General features: G+C 68.0%; 20 protein-coding genes. 10 read left to right on the top strand and 10 right to left on the bottom strand.

The annotated features are described in order from the left end of the window. Positions 1-352: 352 nt before the first annotated feature. The 7 genes from QRD43_RS02475 to QRD43_RS02445 all read left to right on the top strand — a co-directional run bounded on the left by QRD43_RS02475 (position 353) and on the right by QRD43_RS02445 (position 4,631). Positions 353-682, top strand: a complete 330-nt coding sequence (locus QRD43_RS02475) for a nucleotide pyrophosphohydrolase (RefSeq protein ID WP_285981529.1) — start codon at positions 353-355, stop codon at positions 680-682. An 8-nt stretch (positions 683-690) separates the two neighbouring features. Next, positions 691-1,362 (top strand): 3'-5' exonuclease, encoded by a 672-nt coding sequence (locus tag QRD43_RS02470; protein WP_285980885.1) that lies wholly within the window; start codon positions 691-693, stop codon positions 1,360-1,362. A 167-nt stretch (positions 1,363-1,529) separates the two neighbouring features. Further along, the gene (locus QRD43_RS02465; protein ID WP_285980884.1) at positions 1,530-2,048 is read left to right on the top strand and encodes a GNAT family N-acetyltransferase; all 519 of its coding nucleotides are present in this window, start codon (positions 1,530-1,532) and stop codon (positions 2,046-2,048) included. A gap of 280 nt (positions 2,049-2,328) precedes the next feature. Then, positions 2,329-3,051, top strand: coding sequence for a substrate-binding periplasmic protein (locus QRD43_RS02460; protein ID WP_285980883.1), 723 nt, complete (start codon positions 2,329-2,331; stop codon positions 3,049-3,051). Positions 3,052-3,294: 243 nt separating this feature from the next. Then, positions 3,295-3,882: an AbrB/MazE/SpoVT family DNA-binding domain-containing protein gene (locus QRD43_RS02455; RefSeq protein ID WP_285980882.1), complete on the top strand. Its 588-nt coding sequence runs from the start codon at positions 3,295-3,297 to the stop codon at positions 3,880-3,882. After that, positions 3,879-4,367 carry a hypothetical protein gene (locus QRD43_RS02450; RefSeq protein ID WP_285980881.1) on the top strand — a complete coding sequence of 163 codons (489 nt, stop codon included), beginning with the start codon at positions 3,879-3,881 and terminating at the stop codon, positions 4,365-4,367. Before QRD43_RS02455 ends, QRD43_RS02450 begins: the two co-directional genes overlap by 4 nt. 45 nt (positions 4,368-4,412) lie before the next feature. After that, positions 4,413-4,631 (top strand): hypothetical protein, encoded by a 219-nt coding sequence (locus QRD43_RS02445; RefSeq protein ID WP_285980880.1) that lies wholly within the window; start codon positions 4,413-4,415, stop codon positions 4,629-4,631. 15 nt (positions 4,632-4,646) lie between these two features. On the opposite strand, the gene phbB is transcribed toward QRD43_RS02445, so the two are convergent. After that, positions 4,647-5,372: an acetoacetyl-CoA reductase gene (phbB, locus tag QRD43_RS02440; RefSeq protein WP_285980879.1), complete on the bottom strand. Its 726-nt coding sequence runs from the start codon at positions 5,370-5,372 to the stop codon at positions 4,647-4,649. Positions 5,373-5,643: 271 nt separating this feature from the next. Beyond that, positions 5,644-6,699, bottom strand: coding sequence for a hypothetical protein (locus QRD43_RS02435; RefSeq protein WP_285980878.1), 1,056 nt, complete (start codon positions 6,697-6,699; stop codon positions 5,644-5,646). Positions 6,700-6,849: 150 nt separating this feature from the next. Between QRD43_RS02435 and QRD43_RS02430 the strand changes: the two genes are divergently transcribed. Next, the gene (locus tag QRD43_RS02430) at positions 6,850-7,845 is read left to right on the top strand and encodes a helix-turn-helix transcriptional regulator (RefSeq protein ID WP_285980877.1); all 996 of its coding nucleotides are present in this window, start codon (positions 6,850-6,852) and stop codon (positions 7,843-7,845) included. Here the strand turns inward: QRD43_RS02430 and QRD43_RS02425 are convergent. The 3 genes from QRD43_RS02425 to QRD43_RS02415 form a co-directional block, all read right to left on the bottom strand. After that, positions 7,818-8,177, bottom strand: a complete 360-nt coding sequence (locus QRD43_RS02425) for a hypothetical protein (RefSeq protein WP_285980876.1) — start codon at positions 8,175-8,177, stop codon at positions 7,818-7,820. The two genes, QRD43_RS02430 and QRD43_RS02425, sit on opposite strands and share 28 nt — an antisense overlap. 16 nt (positions 8,178-8,193) lie before the next feature. After that, positions 8,194-8,787, bottom strand: coding sequence for a cob(I)yrinic acid a,c-diamide adenosyltransferase (locus QRD43_RS02420; protein ID WP_285980875.1), 594 nt, complete (start codon positions 8,785-8,787; stop codon positions 8,194-8,196). A 65-nt stretch (positions 8,788-8,852) separates the two neighbouring features. Beyond that, complete coding sequence (locus QRD43_RS02415; protein ID WP_285980874.1) at positions 8,853-9,086, bottom strand: hypothetical protein; 234 nt, start codon at positions 9,084-9,086, stop codon at positions 8,853-8,855. A gap of 166 nt (positions 9,087-9,252) precedes the next feature. Here QRD43_RS02415 and QRD43_RS02410 point away from each other — a divergent pair, with 166 nt between their 5' ends. Continuing rightward, positions 9,253-10,671 carry an FAD-binding oxidoreductase gene (locus QRD43_RS02410; protein WP_285980873.1) on the top strand — a complete coding sequence of 473 codons (1,419 nt, stop codon included), beginning with the start codon at positions 9,253-9,255 and terminating at the stop codon, positions 10,669-10,671. Between the two features lie 9 nt (positions 10,672-10,680). Here QRD43_RS02410 and QRD43_RS02405 read toward each other — a convergent pair whose 3' ends face one another. The 5 genes from QRD43_RS02405 to QRD43_RS02385 form a co-directional block, all read right to left on the bottom strand. Further along, a complete protein-coding gene (locus tag QRD43_RS02405; protein WP_285980872.1) occupies positions 10,681-11,454 on the bottom strand; it encodes a substrate-binding periplasmic protein in 774 nt (257 codons plus the stop codon). A 68-nt stretch (positions 11,455-11,522) separates the two neighbouring features. Then, complete coding sequence (locus QRD43_RS02400; protein ID WP_285981528.1) at positions 11,523-13,031, bottom strand: SpoVR family protein; 1,509 nt, start codon at positions 13,029-13,031, stop codon at positions 11,523-11,525. 86 nt (positions 13,032-13,117) lie between these two features. Then, positions 13,118-14,398, bottom strand: coding sequence for a YeaH/YhbH family protein (locus QRD43_RS02395; RefSeq protein ID WP_285980871.1), 1,281 nt, complete (start codon positions 14,396-14,398; stop codon positions 13,118-13,120). A 123-nt stretch (positions 14,399-14,521) separates the two neighbouring features. Further along, complete coding sequence (locus QRD43_RS02390) at positions 14,522-16,444, bottom strand: PrkA family serine protein kinase (RefSeq protein WP_285980870.1); 1,923 nt, start codon at positions 16,442-16,444, stop codon at positions 14,522-14,524. Positions 16,445-16,899: 455 nt separating this feature from the next. Beyond that, the gene (locus tag QRD43_RS02385) at positions 16,900-17,811 is read right to left on the bottom strand and encodes a ParB/RepB/Spo0J family partition protein (protein WP_285980869.1); all 912 of its coding nucleotides are present in this window, start codon (positions 17,809-17,811) and stop codon (positions 16,900-16,902) included. A 147-nt stretch (positions 17,812-17,958) separates the two neighbouring features. Between QRD43_RS02385 and QRD43_RS02380 the strand changes: the two genes are divergently transcribed. Further along, positions 17,959-19,020: a S41 family peptidase gene (locus QRD43_RS02380; RefSeq protein ID WP_285980868.1), complete on the top strand. Its 1,062-nt coding sequence runs from the start codon at positions 17,959-17,961 to the stop codon at positions 19,018-19,020. Positions 19,021-19,052 lie beyond the last annotated feature (32 nt).

The following is a 19,052-nucleotide window of genomic DNA, read 5'->3' as shown; positions in this document are numbered from 1 at the left end:
CTAGCGCAGCTCGCCGCCCGCTGTAAAGGCACAAGGCTGTGGACAACTTTTGAGCAAGAGGGGGCTTGTGCACAGGCCGACAGGGGGAGGCAAGACTTGTTGTCAAACCGTCCGCTTGAAATCCGGGGCTTCAACCACAAGCTTGTTTAGGCCACAAGTCCTTGAATGGCATAGAAAAAATGGACTTGTCCACAGCAAAGGCCGCCCTCTACTAAGACTACGAATTAAGGATTTCTATCTTGTGTTGTTGATATCAGCCGGGCAAAAAAACCTGGGCTGTTGCAGGCGGAGCTCCCGGGCCGGTGGCCGGGCTTGGCGCCAGGCCAGGCAGCGTGCACACTCGCGGCCCATGATGAACATTGCCGACCTCCAGGCCCGTCTGCGCGCCTTCGCCGCCGAGCGCCGATGGGAGCCCTACCAGACCCCCAAGAACCTGGCCATGGCCATGGTCGTGGAGGCTGCCGAGCTGGTGGAGATCTTCCAGTGGAAGACGCCGCAGGAGTCGCAGGCGCTGGACGAGGCCACCCGGGTGCACCTGGGCGAGGAGATTGCCGACGTCCTGCTGTACCTGCTGCAGATCGCCGATCATTGCCAGGTCGATGTGACCTCGGCCGTGGAGCGCAAGCTCGTGATGAATGCCCGCAAGCATCCGCCGCTGCCCCGGGAAGGCGAGAGCGCATGAGTGAGCGCATGAGCGAGACCCTGGCGGTGATCGACTTCGAGACCTCGGGCCTCGGCCCGGCCAACGGCGGGCGGGCGACCGAGATCGCGGCGGTGCTGGTGCGCGGGGGCGCGATCGTCGGCGAGTACCAGAGCCTGATGCACACCGGCGTGTACGTGCCGCCCTTCATCGAGCAGCTGACGGGCATCAGCAACGAGATGCTGGAGGGGGCGCCGCCGGCCGAGCAGGTGATGCGGGAGGTGGCCGAATTCACCCGCGGCTGCCCGATGATTGCGCACAACGCCGGCTTCGATCGGGGGTTCTGGCAGTTCGAGATGCGCAAGGCCGAGATCGAGCCGGATCCGGCCCATGAATTCGCCTGCACGGTGCTGCTGGCGCGGCGGCTCTACCCGGAGGCGCCGTCCTGCAAGCTGGGCCAGCTCGCTCGCTGGCACGAGCTGCCGGACATGGGCCGCGCCCACCGGGCCCTGGCCGACGCCAAGACCACGGCCCACCTGCTCATCCGCATGGAGCGCGACATCGAGCAGCAGTTCGGGCAGGAGCTGGGCGTGGCGCCGGTGCGTCACGAGCTGCTGGCGCGGCTCCAGAAGGCCAACAAGACGGCTCTCAAGCGCTGTGTGGCGGACTACGCCGCCGTGTGGCGCCGTCGGGCGCAGCAGCCGTTGCCGCTGCAGGCCTGAGGCCGGTCATGCAGGGGGAATCTGGCCGACATCGGCCTCGAAGCCCCATGGTTGCGGCCTTTGCGCCAAAACGGGTCTGAAAATATCGCCTTGTCAAGCGGCCGGATTCGCTGATTTGCCCGCCACAATCCCGCCCTTCGTCTTTCTTTTGCCGCTGGTTTCTTTGTATGTCGAGTATTCAGGTCCGTCCGGCCACGCTGCGTGACGCCAAGGCCATTGCTGAGATCCACGTCGCCGCTGCGCAGGACGCCTACAAGGAACTGCTGCCGGTGTCCGTGCTGGACAGCTGGTCCGTGCAGAAGCGCCAAGCCTTCTGGCGCGAAGCCATCGACCTGTGCGAGCCGCAGGTCCTGGTGGCGCACATCGACAATGAAATGATGGGCTTCGTCGGCTTCGACCGCTCGCGCGACAAGGGCACGCCCTCGAGCACCGGGGAGATCTGGGCGATGTACGTCGCGCCCAAGCACTGGGAGAAGGGCGTGGGCCTGGCCCTGTGGGACGCCGCTCGCGACGGTCTCCAGGAAGAAGGCTGCACCAAGGTCACCCTGTGGACCTATCTGCGCAATGAACGCGCCCTGCGCTTCTTCGAGCTGGCCGGCTTCAAGCGCGAGCTCAACACCACCAAGACCACCGAAGTGGGCTCCGTCCGCCTCGAGGAACTGCGTCTGCACCGCTCGCTGGTGTGAGACCCTGAGGCCGCTTGCGCCTCGTCGTGAGACGCGGTGCATCCGGCCGTGATGCCCTTGGGCGGGCCTTCGTGGATGAATGCCGCCCTGTCCCTGAATTGCCGGGGACCCCGCGAGAGCAGGCCCGATCCCCGCGGTATCCTGGCGAGGTGGCACATCGGCATCCGATGTGCCCTGCAGGACAGGATGGGCGTCTTCCGTGAGATCGGGTGTACTGGCCTTCATGACTTCCCTGGCCCTGGCGTGGGCCGGATCGCCCACGGTTGCCGCAGAGGCGCCCGTGAAGCTGCTCATCAGCGGCACCACTGACGGTCGCGGGCTGGCGATGCCGCTGGGCAGTGAAGTCCAGGCGCTGCTGCACTTCCTCGAGCAGGAGACCGGGCTGTCCTTCGACGTGCAGGCCTATCCCTGGCAGCGCGCGCTCCGGATGGCCTCGCAGGGCGAGGGGCTGCTCTTCGGGGCTTCGCTCACGGCGCAGCGCCAGCAGACCCTCAGCTTCAGCGAGCCGCTCTACCGGGAATCCGCCTGGCTCGTTACGCGCTGCGACCGGACCTTCGACTACCAGCACCTGTCGCAGCTGGAAGGCAAGACCCTCGGAGCCGTGCGCGGGACTGTCAACGGTCCGGACTTCGACGCGGCGGTCCGCGCCGGCCGCTTCCGCCTGGACAATGAGACGGGCGACTCCCGTGCCCGGTTCGAGAAGCTGCTGCTGGGCCGCACGGAGGCGCTGCTGGTGTACAGCCGCTGGTCGGCCCCGGAGGTCGAGCGTGCGCTGCAGGCGCGCTATGGGATGCTGGGCGCTCGCGAGCCCGAGGCCATGCGGCGCCATCCCTTCTGCGTGCTGCCCCGGCCGGTGTTCAGCGACGACGTCCACATCGCCACCGCCATCGGCCATCACACGGAGGTCCTCCAGCGTATCAACCGCGCCCTGGTTCAGGGGCGGGCGTCCGGGCGGCTGGCCCAGGTGATGCGGGACGCTGCCAAGAGCCGCCTGCTGCCCTGAAGGGCCCGCGGGACCGCCTCATTCGTCACGACGTCTCATGAATTGATGGAGGTGAGACTCTTCGTTTTGAAAGTAACGATGAAAGTCAGCGCCCTCTGAAATCAGGCCTTGAACAGGGAATAGATCGAGCGGAAGCTCGCATTCATCGGGTGTCCTGGCTTCGGTCCATCGAGCCCGGCATTCCCTTCGAGGCCCCTGATCCGAGGTAAAGTAAGGGTTCCTTACTTTCAGAATTTCCATCAAGTGCTCGCGAAGATTACCGCCAAGAATCAACTGACCTTGCCCAAGAGCGTGACCGAGCCCCTCGGGCCGGTGCAGTACTTCGACGTGCAGACCCGGGGTGGCCAAATCGTGCTGACCCCCGTGCGGATCCAGCGAGGCGATGCCCTCCGTGCGAAGCTGGCCGAATTGGCCCTGTCCCAGAAAACGCTGGATGCGGCCCTGAGCTGGGCCGAAACGCAGATGGGGGGTGTCAAAACCATCGAGACCCCCCAGAAGCCCCGGGCCGCGAAGGCGGCAAAACCATTGAGTACCCCGGCGGCGCCAAAATCGGCACCCAAGAAGGCAGCGGCCAAAACAGCGGGAAAAACGTTGAGGAAGGCGGCAGTCCGGACGCCGGCCCTCAAAACCATCGAGACCCCGAAAAAGCCGCGGGCTGACCAGCGTGCAAAACCATCGAGTGCCGTTTCCAAGCCCCGTGGGACGGCAGCCGTGACCCGCAAGAGCGCGGCAAAACCATCGAGTACCGCTGCCGTGCGCCGCAGCAAAGCGACCGCCGCGCCGGCGAGCCGCGCCGGCCGTGGCGCGACGACCTCGCGTCGCGCCGCATGAGCCCACGAGCACGATCGGCCGGCACGCCCCGGCCGGGTGGGCGTCCGCGCAAGACCCGACCCCCCACCGCCGTGCTGGACACGGCGCTGCTCCTTCAAGTGCTGCTGCACAACGACGAAGCGGGCGGGCTGCTGCGCCAGGCCTGGCAGGAGGGGCAGCTGCCCTTGCTGGTCTGTGCGGAGACCGCGCAACTGCTGATGCTGAGCCTGGCGGCACCCGCCTTGAAGCTCAAGCCTGCCCAGCAGCAGGAGCTGCTGGCCGATGTGCTGCCCTATGCCGAGGTCTGCAAGCCGCTCGCCAAGCGGGCGGCCGCGCGCTTGCCGCTGGGACCGCTGCTGGCGCTGAGCCTGGCGCAGGCCGCCGGGGCGGGGCTGCTGCTGAGCGACTCCGTCGCGCTTCGCAGCCATGTGGCGCGGCAGGCGGCGCGTTATCCGGGCCTGCGCGTGCTCACCTTGCGTGAATGGGTTGACGAATCGAGAAGCTGATCAGGCCGGCGGGCCGCGGGCGATCTGATAGATTCACGCCCGCTTATGAGCAGCTATAACTTCGGATCGAGTGGGAGCATGTGGCGCGTGGTGTTCTACGAACGCCGCGGCCACCGCATTCACATCGACCGCACGGGCCCGTGGCTGCCCGATCGCCGGCTCGCCCACAACTGGGCGATGTGGTTCAAGGAACGGGGCTACCACGTGGCGTTGCAGGACTCCGCCGGGACGGTCGAGCGCTTCAGCCAGGGTCTCCCGGCCTGAGCCCCCTCGCCACCGTCAGGCGAGGTACTGCCCACCGTTGGCGCTGATCGTGGCGCCGGTGATGAAGCTGGCCTCGTCCGCCACCAGGAAACACACGCAGCGGGCGATTTCCTCCGGCGTGCCGAGGCGCCCCACCGGGATCTGCGGCAGGATCATGCTGCTCACCACCTCCGGCTTCATGGACTTGACCATGTCCGTGGCGATGTAGCCGGGGCAGATCACGTTCACGGTGATGCCCTTGTTGGCGTTCTCCAGGGCGAGTGCCTTGCTGAAGCCGATCTCGCCGGCCTTGGCCGCCGAGTAGTTGGTCTGGCCGAGCTGGCCCTTCTGGGCATTGATGGACGAGATGTTCACGATGCGCCCGAATCCGCGCTCCCGCATGCCGTTGATCACCTGCCGGCTCATGTTGAAGACCGAATTCAGGTTGGTGTTGATCACGGCCTGCCACTGGGCGAGCGTCATCTTGTGCAGCATGCCGTCGCGGGTGATGCCGGCGTTGTTGACCAGGACGTCCACCGGCCCGAGCTGGGCCTCGACCTGGGCGACGCCGCGCTCGCAGGCCTCGTAGTCGGAGACGTCCCAGCGGAACACGGGAATGCCGCTGTGCTCGTGGAAGGCCTGGGCGGCGGTGTCGTTGTCGGCGTAGACGCTGGCCACGCGGTAGCCCGCTGCCTTGAGGCCCAGGGCGATGGCGCCGCCGATGCCGCGGGTGCCTCCCGTCACGATGGCCACTCTTTGCATGCTCGATGTCTCCTTGTGTGATGCAGGGCGCCGCAGCGCCAACGCCGCATCATTCGCGTGACGGCTCCGTGCGTCAACCGCCCGGGCCCCCCGGCATGAGGGCGGCGAGGGCATGGCGCGGGCCCAAAAAGAAGCCCCGCCGGACCGGGGCCTGGCGGGGCTGAGAAGGCAAGAGCGGATGTTTGAGCTCTGTCGCCGGCGGGCAGGGCCGGCCGATCGACGCGGCGACTGTGACACGCCGGCATGACGTGGTGATGACGCTGCGCGGGCTTCAGGCCAGCCCCCAGCCTTCGGTGGCAGCGGGGGCCTCGTGCTGCTGCACATGGACCGGGCACAGGCGCTTGGCGGCGGCGCGCTGCACCAGCTGCTCGGCCTGATCGGCGCTCAGGCGCAGGGCGAAGCGGCTCCAGCGGCGCTGCACGAGCTCATGGCTCCAGGCGTCCTCCAGGGCCCAGCGGATCTCGTGCGGCGTCTGCAGATGCTGCTGCTGCAGCACGCGGGGCACGAAGGCCAGCACGAAGCGGTTGAAGTCGACCCGCAGCTCGTCGTGCGGCAGCAGGGCCTCCAGGCGCGCCAGTCGCTGGCTCCAGCCCGGCGTGGCGAACTGGCGGGTCACGAGTGCCTGCAGCGCCTGGATGGGGTTGAAGAGGCGCAGGCGGTTCGGCGGCAGGACATGCAGCGGGAGCACGGCGGCCTCCTCGTGCGGGAGCGTCGTCACGAAGCTGGCCAGCACGGCCAGGCGCTGCCAGGCCTTTGCATCGAGGCCACCCATCTCGCGGATGGGGCCGGCCTGCAGGCTGTGCGCGGCAGCCTGCAGCTCGCTCCAGCAGCGGCTTCCCTTGGCCGTGTTGGCCTGGCGGCTCATCATGGCCAGGTGGCCCGCGGCGTAGCCCGCGTCGTCCCGCACGCGATCCAGACGGCGCTGCTGCGCATGGCCGGGCACGTCATTGAGCGGCAGGCGGCTGGCGGGGCAGTGCTCCGTGTCCAGTTGCTGCAGGTAGTTGGGCGTGAGCAGCGTGGTCTCGAAGCTGCGGCCGCGGGCCCACGCATGCGTGCGCAGTTGCAGCCAGCGTTGCGTGTGGGCGGCGGCCTTGAGCGTGCGACGCCCGAAGGTGGCCTGGCCCGCCTGCCAGCCCTGGCGCAGAGGGGAGGTGCTGAAAAGGTGCTCGACGGCCGGTGCGATGCCGTGGCGCGCATGGTCCCAGCCGAGTTCGAAGCCGACTTGCCGGCCGGCGGGCAGGGTGGGGCCGTCGTCCATGGCCAGATCGAGCTGGGCCGATGCAGGCGGAACGAATCGGGCAGTGGACGGGGTGCTGAGCTGGGCCATGGTCATCTCCGGAAGTGGGGGGAGTGGCGGGCCGCCACAAATCTGTCAGCGACCTTGTGGCACAGTGTGCGATCCAGGTAGCTCAAGGCGTGAGCTACCTGCGTCGGGTCTGGAGTCTGGGGAAAACCACGAGAGGGAGGGCCGCTGGCCATGGACCGTACCGAGCGCTTCTACAAGATCGAGATGCTGATCCGCGCCCAGGAGTGCGTCAGCTTTGCGACGCTGCTGGAGGCCCTGGAGGTGTCGCCGGCGACCCTCAAGCGCGACCTGCAGTACCTGCGCGAGCGCATGGATGCGCCCATCGAGTACGACGCCCTGGACAAGGGCTACCGCTTCAGCCAGGACTGGCGCGGGCAGAAGCACGAGCTGCCGGGGGTGTGGTTCAGCGAGAAGGAGCTGCACGCCCTGCTGACGATGAACCAGCTGCTGTCGAGCCTGGACGAGAACGGCTTGCTGACGCGTCATCTGCAGCCGATGCTGGACAAGCTCAGCGGCATGCTGGGCAGTGACGAGGCCGAGGCGCGCGAGCTGACGCGGCGGGTCAAGCTCATTTCCACGGCGCGGCGCCGCGTGCCGTCCGAGCACTTCGAGACCGTGGGCAGCGCGCTCGTGAAGCGCCAGCGTCTGCGCCTGGCCTACCGCAAGCGGGGCCGCGGCGGCCAACCTGGCTCCTGCAGTGAGCGACTGGTGTCGCCGCAGCGGCTGGTCCACTACCGCAACACCTGGTACCTCGATGCCTGGTGCCACCAGAGCGAGGGCCTGCGCCGCTTTGCGCTGGACGCCGTGGAAGCGGCCGAGGTGACCGAGGACAAGGCCCGCGCGGTGGCCGTGAAGCAGCTCGAGACCGAGCTGGACCAGGGCTACGGCATCTTCGCGGGCGGCAAACCGCAGCGGGCGCGCCTGATCTTCAGCGCCGAGGCGGCGCAGTGGGTGTCACGCGAGGAATGGCATCCGGCCCAGGAGAGCCGCTGGCTGGACGATGGCCGCTGGGAGCTGGAGGTGCCTTATGTGGACGCCACCGAGCTGCTGATGGACCTGTTGCGGCATGCCGGCGAGGTCGAGGTGCAGGCGCCGGCCGCCCTGGCCGAGGCGTACGAGGAGCGCCTGCGCGTGGCGACTCAGCGCCTGCCGCGCAGCAGGAAGTAAAGGCCCAGCAGCAGGCTCAGGACGCCCACCGGGATCTGCAGGGCCAGCAGCGCGCTCCATTGACCGCTGTGCCGCTCCGACCAGCCCATGCCGCCCAGCACCAGCGAGGCGAGGCCGACAGCCCCCAGGAAGAGCACGCGCAGGGCATGAGCAATCGGGCCGGGCTCTTCGTCCTCGTCATCGCCGAAGGGGCCCATGCCTGTGGCGGCGCACAGCAGCAGGAACAGGCCGAGCACCAGCCAGGCCGGCATCGCGTGGTGCAGGCGTTCCAGGCGCCCTTGCAGCGCGAGCAGTCCCGTGCCGCCCAGGGCGAAGATCAGGATGCGACGCATGCCCCGGCCGTGCGGCTCAGTCCTCGCCCGGCTCCGCCTGCTGACGCTTGAGGCGCTCGCTGTGCCAGTAGACGTCGTCGCCGCCCTTGCCGTCGAGATTGGCGCGGTTCAGGACCCGGGCCAGCACGAAGAGCAGGTCCGAGAGACGGTTGAGGTACTGGCGTGGCGCGGCCTCGATCTGCTCGCCCTGGTGCAGGGCATGGACCACGGCGCGTTCGGCACGGCGGGCGATGGTGCGGCACACATGGGCGATGGCGGCGCTGCGGGTGCCGGCGGGCAGGATGAACTCCTGGAGGCGCGGCAGCGCGGCGTTGTAGTGCGCCAGCGCCTCGTCCAGTCGCAGCACGGCGTCGTCCTTGAGCAGGCTGTAGCCGGGCATGCACAGCTCGCCGCCGAGGTTGAAGAGCTCGTGCTGGATCGTGATGAGCAGCTCCCGGACGTCGTCCGGCAGGGGCTCGGCAAGCAGGACGCCGATGTGGGAGTTCAGCTCGTCCACATCGCCCATGGCCTGGACGCGCAGGTGATCCTTGGGCACGCGCGTGCCGTCACCCAGGCCCGTGGTGCCGTCGTCTCCGGTGCGGGTGGCGATCTGGGAAAGTCGGTTGGCCATGGTGTCAGGGAGCGGGTCGTGGTGAAGAGGCCCGCATCTTGCCTGAACCGGGCCGGCGGCCCGTCTTAGCCCCTGCGTCCGCTGCGGTGAAAGTCGGGCCGCTGCGGGCTGGCGGGATGGGCCTGGGCGCCTTCGCCATGCGGCGTCGGGGCATGGCCGGGCGGCGCCACGGGCGGGCTGGGCGCGCGGAAGGCACTCATGATGTTCTGGAGCAGCAGGGCCACCATGTCCCGGCGCCAGAGGCCCAGCAGGGCCAGGATGACGACAGCGCTCAACAGAATCCAGGTCGACAGGCTCATGGCATCTCCTCGGGGGTGGCGGTCTTGCAGCCATGGTGGCACGGGGGCGCCGGCGCTTCAAGCCTCCCGGCTTGCGCCAGCGCAGCTTCCGGGCGATCGGCCTTGTTCAGCATCGGTTCAGGCCGGCTTCCTAGAATGGGCCACGCCTGTGCTGATGGAGCCCGCCATGTCCCACGTCTCGTTGCCCGCTGCTCTCGACAGCCCCCGCCGCGCAGTGCCCGAGACGCTGAAGCAGGCCCTTCGCGATCGATTTGGCGCCCGCTGCGCCGAGTCCCTGGCCGTGCGCGAGCAGCACGGGCGCGACGAGAGCCCCTTCGACGTCGCGCCGCCCGAGCTCGTGCTCTTTGCGGAATCGGAGGAGGAGGTGGCCTTCGTGCTGGCGCAGGCCCATGCGCACGCCGTGCCCGTGATTCCCTACGGGGCCGGCACCTCGCTGGAAGGCCATCTGCTGGCGGTGCAAGGCGGCATCAGCCTGGACCTCTCCCGCATGAACCGCCTGCTGGCCGTGCAGGCGGAGGATCTCACCGTGACCGTGCAGCCCGGGGTGACGCGCCACCAGCTCAACAACGAGCTGCGCCACCAGGGCCTGTTCTTTCCCATCGACCCGGGTGCCGATGCGTCGCTGGGCGGCATGGCGGCCACGCGGGCCAGCGGGACCAATGCGGTTCGCTACGGCACGCTGCGCGAGAACGTCCTGGCGCTGCGCGTCGTAACGCCGGGCGGCGAGGTGATCCGCACGGGCTCGCGGGCCCGCAAGAGCAGCGCGGGCTACGACCTCACGCGCCTGTTCGTGGGCAGCGAGGGCACGCTGGGCGTGATCACCGAGCTGACGCTGCGCCTGTATCCGCTGCCCGAGGCCGTGTCGGCCGCGATCTGCTTCTTCCCCAGCATCGACGCGGCCGTGCAGACCACCATGCAGATCATCCAGATGGGCGTGCCCATCGCCCGCTGCGAGTTGCTGGATGCGAACACCGTGCGGGCCGTGAACGCCCATGACCACCTCGGTCTGCGGGAGTCGGCCATGCTGCTGATGGAGTTCCATGGGTCCGAGGCCGGTGTGGCCGAGCAGGCCGCGACCGTGCAGGACATCGCCCGCGACTTCGGCGGCGAGGACTTCGAGTGGTCCCGCACACCGGAGGAGCGCACGCGGCTGTGGACGGCGCGCCACCATGCCTACCTCTCGGCCCTGCAGATGAAGCCGGGCTGCCGCTGCGTCACCACGGACACCTGCGTGCCGATCTCGCGCCTGGCGGAGAGCATCAACGAGTCGGTGGCCGAGGTGCTGGCGTCCGGTCTGCCCTACTTCATCGTGGGTCATGTGGGCGATGGCAACTTCCACATGGGCTACCTGATCGACCCGGCGCTGCCCGCCGAGCGGGAGACGGCGGAGCGGCTGTCCGCGCAGATGGTGGCCCGGGCGCTGCGCCTGGGCGGAACCTGCACGGGAGAGCACGGCATCGGGCTGCACAAGCAGGACTTCCTGCTGGACGAGGCCGGCGAGGGCGCCGTGGATCTGATGCGCACCCTCAAGCGCGCCGTGGACCCGCGGAACATCATGAACCCCGGCAAGATCTTTCGCGGCTAGCCCTTCCGTTCAGCGGTAGCGCCGCAGGATGGCCTCCAGCCGGCCTTCCGCCAGCAGTGCCTGCTGCGCCGCGGCCAGCTTGGCACGGGAGATCGGCGACTGCCGCTGGCGCAGGCAGAAGAGCGCCGTGCGCGAGACCTCCAGCGGCGAGACCACCAGCGCCCGCAGCCGCGGGTCGCGCAGGCGCGCATGCTCGAGCTGCAGCAGGCTGATGACGCTGTAGTCGGCCCGGCCCAGCTGCTGCATCTGCAGGAGGCGCATCTCGTTGTGGGCCGTGCTGCGGCGCAGCTGCCGGGCCTCGAACAGCGGGTCCAGCAAGGGGTAGCGGTAGCCGTTGACCACGCCGATGGTCCGCTCCTTGAGCTGGTCCAGCTGCCGCACCGGTGGCGTGCCGCGCATGCTCACCAGGACCTCGACGACCTCCATCAGCGGCTGGGGCAGCCAGTCGATGAAGGCCTCGTCCTCTCGGCTGTACCACTGCCGGTTCTCGAAGCACTGCACGTCGAAGCCGCCCTCGCGCAATTGCTGGCCGACCCGCCGCGCGGGCACCAGCAGGAACTGGGGTTCGCGACCCAGGCGCTCGGCCAGGGCTTGGCCCCAGTCCTGGATGATGCCGCCCAGGAGGCGCTCGTCGTTGCTGCCCTGGCTGATGTCCGCGAAGGGCGGGATCGAGCCGGTGGTGACCAGGAGGCGCAGCGGCGGGGTGGCCCGGGCCGGTGTGCCCGACCAGAGCAGGAGCCCCAGCAGGCCGAGCAGCAGGCCCACGAGGCGGGCCGCACTCACCAGCGGGTGCCACGATGCCTGCCAGGGCAGGTTCCGGAGCGGTCGGGGCCGCACGGACGCAGCGCCGCTCAATGGGCGGGTGCCGGCACGGTCCAGCGCTTGCTGACCTCGCCCTTGGCGTTGACGCTCTCCAGGTGCACGCCGAAGCCCCACAGGCGGGCGACGTGCTTGAGGACTTCCTGCGCGCTGTCGTGCAGCGGGCGGTCCAGATGCTGGGTGTGGCGCAGGGTCAGGGAGCGGTCGCCCCGCAGGTTCACGTTCCAGACCTGGATGTTGGGCTCGCGCGTGGAAAGGTCGTACTGGCGGGACAGGGCCTCGCGCACATGCTGGTAGCCGCCTTCGTCGTGGATGGCGGAGATCAGGTATTCCTTCTCCTTCTCGTCATCCAGGATGGCGAAGAGCTTGAAGTCGCGCATGAGCTTGGGGCTGAGGTACTGGCCGATGAAGCTCTCGTCCTTGAAGTTGCGCATGGCGTGGTGCAGCGTGGGCAGCCAGTCGCTGCCGGCGACGTCGGGGAACCAGCGGCGGTCCTCCTCGGTCGGGTTCTCGCAGATGCGCTTGAGGTCGGTGTACATCGCAAAGCCCAGGGCATAGGGATTCAGGTTGGCCAGGGGCTGCTGGGCGATGACGTTGGTGTGCGACTTCAGCCACTCGATCATCATGCCGTCGGTGAGGTAGCCGTCGTCGTACATCTGGTTGAGCAGGCGGTGGTGCCAGAACGTCGCCCAGCCCTCGTTCATCACCTGGGTCTGGCGCTGCGGGTAGAAGTACTGCGCGATCTTGCGCACGATGCGGACGATCTCGCGCTGCCAGGGCTCCAGCAGCGGGGCGTTCTTCTCGATGAAGTACAGCAGGTTCTCCTGCGGCTCTTCAGGGAAGCGGCGCGCGGCCTGGGCTTCGGCGTCCTTGTCCGCACGGCGGGGCAGGGTGCGCCAGAGGTCGTTGATCTGCTGCTGCGCGTAGGACTCGCGGTCCTTGAGCCGGTTGCGCTCCTCGGCCAGCGACAGCTTGGCGGGCCGGCGGTAGCGGTCCACGCCGTGGTTCATCAGGGCATGACAGGAGTCCAGCACCGCCTCGACGGCATCCAGGCCGTGGCGCTCCTCGCATTCGGCCACGTAGTTCTTGGCATAGACGAGGTAGTCGATGATGGACGAGGCGTCCGTCCACATGCGGAAGAGGTAATTGCCCTTGAAGAAGCTGTTGTGCCCGTAGCAGGCATGCGCGATCACCAGGGCCTGCATGGCCATGGTGTTCTCCTCCATCAGGTAGGCGATGCAGGGGTCGGAATTGATGACGATCTCGTAGGCCAGGCCCATCTGGCCGCGCTTGTAGTTGCGTTCGGTGGCGATGAATTCCTTGCCGTAGCTCCAGTGGCGGTAGTTCACCGGCATGCCCACGGAGGCGTAGGCGTCCATCATCTGCTCGGCGGTGATGATCTCGAGCTGGTTGGCGTAGGTGTCGAGCCCGTAGCGCTCGGCCGTCCGGCGGATGACGTCGTGGTACTCGTGGATGAGCTCGAAGGTCCAGTCGCTCGGCGCGGGCAGCGGATGGTCAGGGCGCTTCTCCAGGGGCGTCATCTCGCGCAGCGGCGGCGGAGAGCGGCGACCGCCCCATTCGTGGCGGTCGGGGGACAGGCCGGTGCGGCGGCGGTTCTCGATGTCGGTCATGTGGCGGCCCCTTCCTTCTTGAACAGGTCGCGGAAGACCGGATAGATCTGGTTCACCTCCACGGCCTTGCGCATGGCGAAGTGCGGCACCTCGTCGGCCAGCTTGACGTATTCCTCCCAGAGGTTCTGCTCCGCCTCCGCCACCTGCACATAGGCGAAGTAGCGGCACAGCGGCAGGATCTTGTCCGTGAGCAGCTCGCGGCAGCGGCCGCTGTCGTGGTGCCAGTTGTCACCGTCGCTGGCCTGGGCGCCGTAGATGTTCCACTCGGACGGCGAGTAGCGCTCGCGGATGATCTGCTCCATCAGCACGAGGGCGGAGGACACCACGGTGCCGCCGGTCTCGGTGGCGTGGAAGAAGTTCTGCTCGTCCACCTCCTGTGCCTGCGTGTGGTGGCGGATGAAGACGACGTCGATCTTCTCGTAGTGCCGCGTGAGGAAGAGGTAGAGCAGGATGAAGAAGCGCTTGGCGAGGTCCTTGCGGGACTCGTCCATGGAGCCGGAGACGTCCATCAGGCAGAACATCACGGCCCGCGTGGTCGGCACCGGCACTTTCACGCGCGAGCGAAAGCGCAGGTCGATGGGATCGAGGAAGGGAATGGCCTCGATGCGGCCCTTGAGCCGGGCGATGCGGGCCTCGGTGTCCTCGATCAGCGGCTTGTGCTCGGGGTGCTCGGGCAGCTCGCGAAGGAGCAGCGCGAGGCGCTCCTCGAGCTCGTGCAGCTCCCGCCGCTTGCCCATGCCCAGCGCGATGCGCCGGCCCAGCGCGCCGCGCATGGAGCGCACGACGTGCAGGTTGGTGGGCGTGCCGTCGCTCGTGAAGCCGGCGCGATGGCTCTTCCATTCGGGCGTCTCGGCCAGCGTGGTGCGCGCGAGGTTGGGCAGGGCCAGGTCCTCGAAGAAGACCTGCATGAACTCCTCCTTGCTGAGGTGAAAGACGAAGTCGTCCTCGCCCTCGCCGGAGTCGCTCGCCTGGCTGCCCTGACCCTGGCCTTGCCCGCCCTGCGGCTTGGGCACCCGGTCGCCCTTGACGTGGTCGCGATTGCCGGGCCGCACCACCTCGCGCGTGCCGCCCTCGCCATGCCCGAACACGGGTTCGCTGAGGTCCTTCTTGGGGATGTGGACTTCCTCGCCGCGCTCCATGTCCCGGATGCCGCGCCCGTCCACCGCCCGCCGCACCGCCTCGCGGATCTGGTCCTTGTGTCGGCGCAGAAACCGCTCGCGATTGCCGATGGACTTGTTCTTGCCCGAGAGCCGTCGATCGATGATCTGCTGCAGCATGTGCTGTCCTTCAGTAGCGGCGCTCCGCCCGGTCTTCCCGAGCGGGGCCCGAGGATCGGGCTCTGCCGGTCCTGCGGGCCCGCCCCCTCGAGGGGGCGCGCGCAGCGCGTAGGGGGTGGACCATCAGCTACTCTTGCGCACCCGCAGGTACCACTCGCAGAGCAGCCGCACCTGCTTGGCGGTGTAGCCCTTGTCGACCATGCGCTGCACGAAGTTCTCGTGCTTCTTGGCCTCCTCGGCGCTCGCCTTGGCGTTGAAGCTGATCACCGGCAGCAGCTCCTCGGTGTTGGAGAACATCTTCTTCTCGATCACCGTGCGCAGCTTCTCGTAGCTCGTCCAGGCGGGGTTCTTGCCGGCGTTGTTGGCGCGGGCCCGCAGCACGAAGTTGACGATCTCGTTGCGGAAGTCCTTGGGATTGCTGATGCCCGCCGGCTTCTCGATCTTCTCCAGCTCGGCATTGAGCGCCGAGCGATCGAAGACCTCGCCGGTGTCCGTGTCCCGGTACTCCTGGTCCTGGATCCAGTAGTCGGCATAGGTGACGTAGCGGTCGAAGATGTTCTGGCCGTACTCCGAGTAGCTTTCGAGGTAGGCCGTCTGGATCTCCTTGCCGATGAACTCGGCATAGCGCGGCGCCAGCGCCTCCTTGATGAAGCCGACGTACTTCTGCTCCAGCTCGCCCGAGAACTGCTCGCGCTCGATCTGCTGCTCCAGCACGTACATCAGGTGCACCGGATTGGCCGCGACCTCGCCGGGGTCGAAGTTGAAGACCTTCGAGAGGATCTTGTAGGCGAAGCGCGTGCTGATGCCGTTCATGCCCTCATCGACGCCCGCGTAGTCGCGGTACTCCTGCAGGCTCTTGGCCCGCGGGTCGGTGTCCTTGAGGTTGTCGCCGTCGTAGACCTGCATCTTCGAGTAGAGCGTCGAGTTCTCCGGCTCCTTCAGGCGCGTGAGCACCGCGAACTGCGCCATCATCTTCAGCGTGCCCGGGGCGCACTTGGCCTGCGCGAGCGAGGAGGTGCGGATCAGCTTGTCGTAGATCTTCACTTCCTCGCTGACGCGCAGGCAGTAAGGCACCTTGACGATGTAGATGCGGTCGAGGAAGGCCTCGTTGTTCTTGTTGTTGCGGAAGGTCTTCCACTCGCTCTCGTTGCTGTGCGCGAGCACGATGCCATCGAAGGGAATCGCGCCGAAGCCCTCGGTGCCCTTGAAGTTGCCTTCCTGCGTGGCGGTCAGCAGCGGGTGCAGCACCTTGATCGGCGCCTTGAACATCTCGACGAACTCCAGCAACCCCTGATTCGCCAGGCACAGGCCACCGCTGTAGCTGTAGGCATCGGGGTCGTCCTGCGCATAGGTCTCGAGCTTGCGGATGTCGACCTTGCCGACGAGGCTCGAGATGTCCTGGTTGTTCTCGTCCCCCGGTTCCGTCTTGGCCACACCGATCTGCTTGAGCACGCTCGGATAGCGTTTCACGACGCGGAAGCGGCGGATGTCACCGCCGAACTCGTCGAGCCGCTTGACCGCCCACGGCGAGAGGATGCGGTTCAGGTAGCGGCTCGGAATGCCGAACTCCTTCTCCAGCAGCGGGCCGTCCTCGACAGGGTCGAAGAGACCCAGCGGCGACTCGTTCACCGGCGAGTCCTTGAGCGCATAGAACGGCACCTGCTCCATCAGCTGCTTGAGGCGCTCGGCGATGGAGCTCTTGCCACCGCCCACCGGGCCCAGCAGGTAGAGGATCTGCTTCTTCTCCTCCAGCCCCTGGGCGGCGTGGCGGAAGTAGCTCACGACCTGCTCGATGGCCTCCTCCATGCCGTAGAACTCGGCGAAGGCGGGGTAGAGCTTGATCGTCTTGTTGGCAAAGATCCGCGAGAGCCTCGGGTCGTTGCGGGTGTCCACCATCTGCGGCTCGCCGATGGCCTTGAGCATGCGCTCGGCGGCCGAGGCGTAGGCGAGAGGGTTGTGCTTGCACTCGGCCAGGTATTCCTCGAGCGAGAGCTCTTCAACCCGGGTGCGTTCGTAGCGGGCGGCGTAGTTGCTGATCACGTCCATGCTGACCTCCTGATCCGGTGGGAGGCGACGTCGGGCGTGTGGCAGCCGGCGCCGTCTGGGAAGTTCTGGTGACGTCCTGGGGCAAGGCGTCATCAGAGCTTTCCGAGCATCAGCTCACGTCAACAGGATCATGCAGCAAGGGCCGGAGGCACGCAGGAATGAGGGCTATGAACACCACGCTTCTTGCGCATTCCGCGGGGTTGCCGCAGCGGCGGGCCCTGGTGTCATCCTACGCCGCTCGTGACGGCTGGGAAGGACACAAGACCTGACCCCGCATGACGTCTCTTGTAGTCCTTTCGTGATGACTTCGCAACGCCATCCTGCGGGGGCTCGTTGACAGCATAGACCTCTGCATCATGCGCGGGCAGTGCCGGTGTTGCGTCGACGCGTGAAAAAAAGCCGTGCACGGGGCACGGCTTTGGGCAGGACTTCTGCGCCTCACGGGCGCATGCGTCTCATTGCGGTCCGCGCAGTCGTTCGATCAGACCATTGAGCTCGTCCAGCGAGCTGAATTGGATGGCAATCTCGCCGGACTCGCCGCGGCGTGTCTTCTTCTTCACGCGGATCTCGACCTGGGCGGTCAGCAGATCGGAGAGCTCCTCCTCGAGGCGCAGCACGTCGCGGCTCTTGTCGCTCTTGACGCGCAGCAGCGGCGTCTGCCGGCCGGCGCCCTGGTGGCGCTGCACGAGCTTCTCGGCCTCGCGCACGCTGAGCTTCTTGGCAGCGATCTCGGTCGCACTGGTGATCTGGTGGGCGCCGTCGAGGGCCAGCAGCGCGCGGGCATGGCCCATGTCGAGGTCGCCCGCCATCAGCATGTTCTGGACCGGCTCGGCAAGGTTCAGCAGGCGCAGCAGATTGCTGGCGGCGCTGCGCGAGCGGCCCACGGCCTGTGCGGCCTGCTCGTGAGTGAGCCCAAACTCGTCCGTGAGGCGTTTCAGGCCTTGCGCCTCTTCCAGCGGGTTGAGGTCCTCGCGCTGGATGTTCTCGATCAGGGCCATGGCGGCGGCCGCCTCGTCCGGCACGGCCTTGACCAGCACCGGCACGTCGCGCAGACCCGCCAGCTTCGCGGCCCGGAAGCGGCGCTCGCCCGCGATGATCTCGTAGCGCGCCACGCCGTCCTTCGAGGCCTCGGCACCGATGGGTCGCACCAGGATGGGCTGCATGATGCCCTGGCCCTTGATGCTCTCGGCCAGTTCGTACAGCGAGCCTTCGTCCATGCGCGTGCGAGGCTGGTACTTGCCGGCCTGCATCTGTTCCAGACGCAGGGTGCTGGGCTCACCCTCGCGCGCGGGGGGTGTTTCGGAGACTTTGGGGCCGAGCAGGGCCTCCAGGCCCATGCCGAGCCCCTTGGGTTTTTTCGTGACCATGGGGCGGATTGTCGCAAAGTGCCGCTGCAACGCCGCTTTCAGGGCCGGGGGATCTTTTTTTCGCCGAGCCGCATCCGGATCGACGCCCGCTGCATCCAAGCACAGGAGGCCCTCCCTGTGGCGGGCCCTGGAGCGAGGAGCGCTTGCATGACGACACCCGAAAGACAAGGCCTGGTCCTGGCGGCCGCACTGATGTTCAGCCCCTGGGGCATGGCCGCGCCGGCGGCGCTTGCGCCCGGGCTCCTGGCGCCCGCGGAGCAGGCGGCCCTGGGCCAGCAGATTGCCCGGCGTCTGAACCAGGACTATCACGACCCGGCTCGGCTGCCTGCCGCGCTGGCAGCCCTCAAGCCGCAGGCCGAGCCCCTCCCGGGCCCGGTGCTGGCGGAGGCCTGGACCCGACAGCTGCAGAGCCAGTTGCAGGATGCCCATGCCCGGCTGGTCTACAGCCCCGAGGCGCTGCCGCCCGAGGCCGAGGACGCCAAAGACACCCCCTCCGGACCGCCGCCCGAGGTGATGCGCCACCTGAACTGCGGGGTGGAGCGCGTCGAGCACTATCCCGGCAACATCGGCTACCTGCGCGTGGACGCCATGGCGCCGCCCGAAGCCTGCGCGCCGACGCTGGCCGCGGCGCTGCAGGTCCTGGCCCAGAGTGACGCGCTCATCCTGGACCTGCGGCGAAACGGGGGGGGCAGCCCGGCGATGGTGCAGTGGCTGGCCAGCCACTTCCTGCCGCCGGGGACGCCGCTGAGCGCGATGGTCCGGGCCCGGGACACCACCCGCGAATCCTTGGCCACAATGCCGGGCCTGCCGGGCCCTGCGCTGCAGCAGCTGCCGCTGTACCTGCTGATCGGTCCCAAGACCTTCTCTGCGGGCGAGCACCTGGCCTACGACCTGCAGCAGGCCGGGCGCGCGACGGTGGTGGGCGAGGCCAGTGGCGGCGGTGCCAATCCCGGGGTGTTCCGGACGGTGCACCCGCACTTCCGGCTGTGGGTCTCGCTGGCCCGGTCGGTCAGCCCGGTGACGGGGGGGAATTGGGAGGGCCAGGGGGTGCTGCCGCAGGTCCGCGTGCCGGCGCCCGATGCCCGCCGGGCAGCCTATGGCCGGGCGCTGAAGGATCTTGTCGAGGGCCGGGTGCCCTCGGGACTGCCCGGCGAGCGCGAGGAGCTGCTGGGCGAGGTGGACGAGGTCGCTCGCCGCCTCGGGCTGTGAACGGCCCGCTGCCATGCATGGAAGAAGGATGG

Origin of the sequence: Roseateles subflavus (assembly GCF_030285365.1) — a bacterium.
Taxonomy (GTDB): Bacteria; Pseudomonadota; Gammaproteobacteria; order Burkholderiales; family Burkholderiaceae_C; genus Roseateles_B; species Roseateles_B subflavus.
Note: the sequence above shows the minus strand (reverse complement) of the source record. Positions and strands in the feature narration are given on the sequence as shown.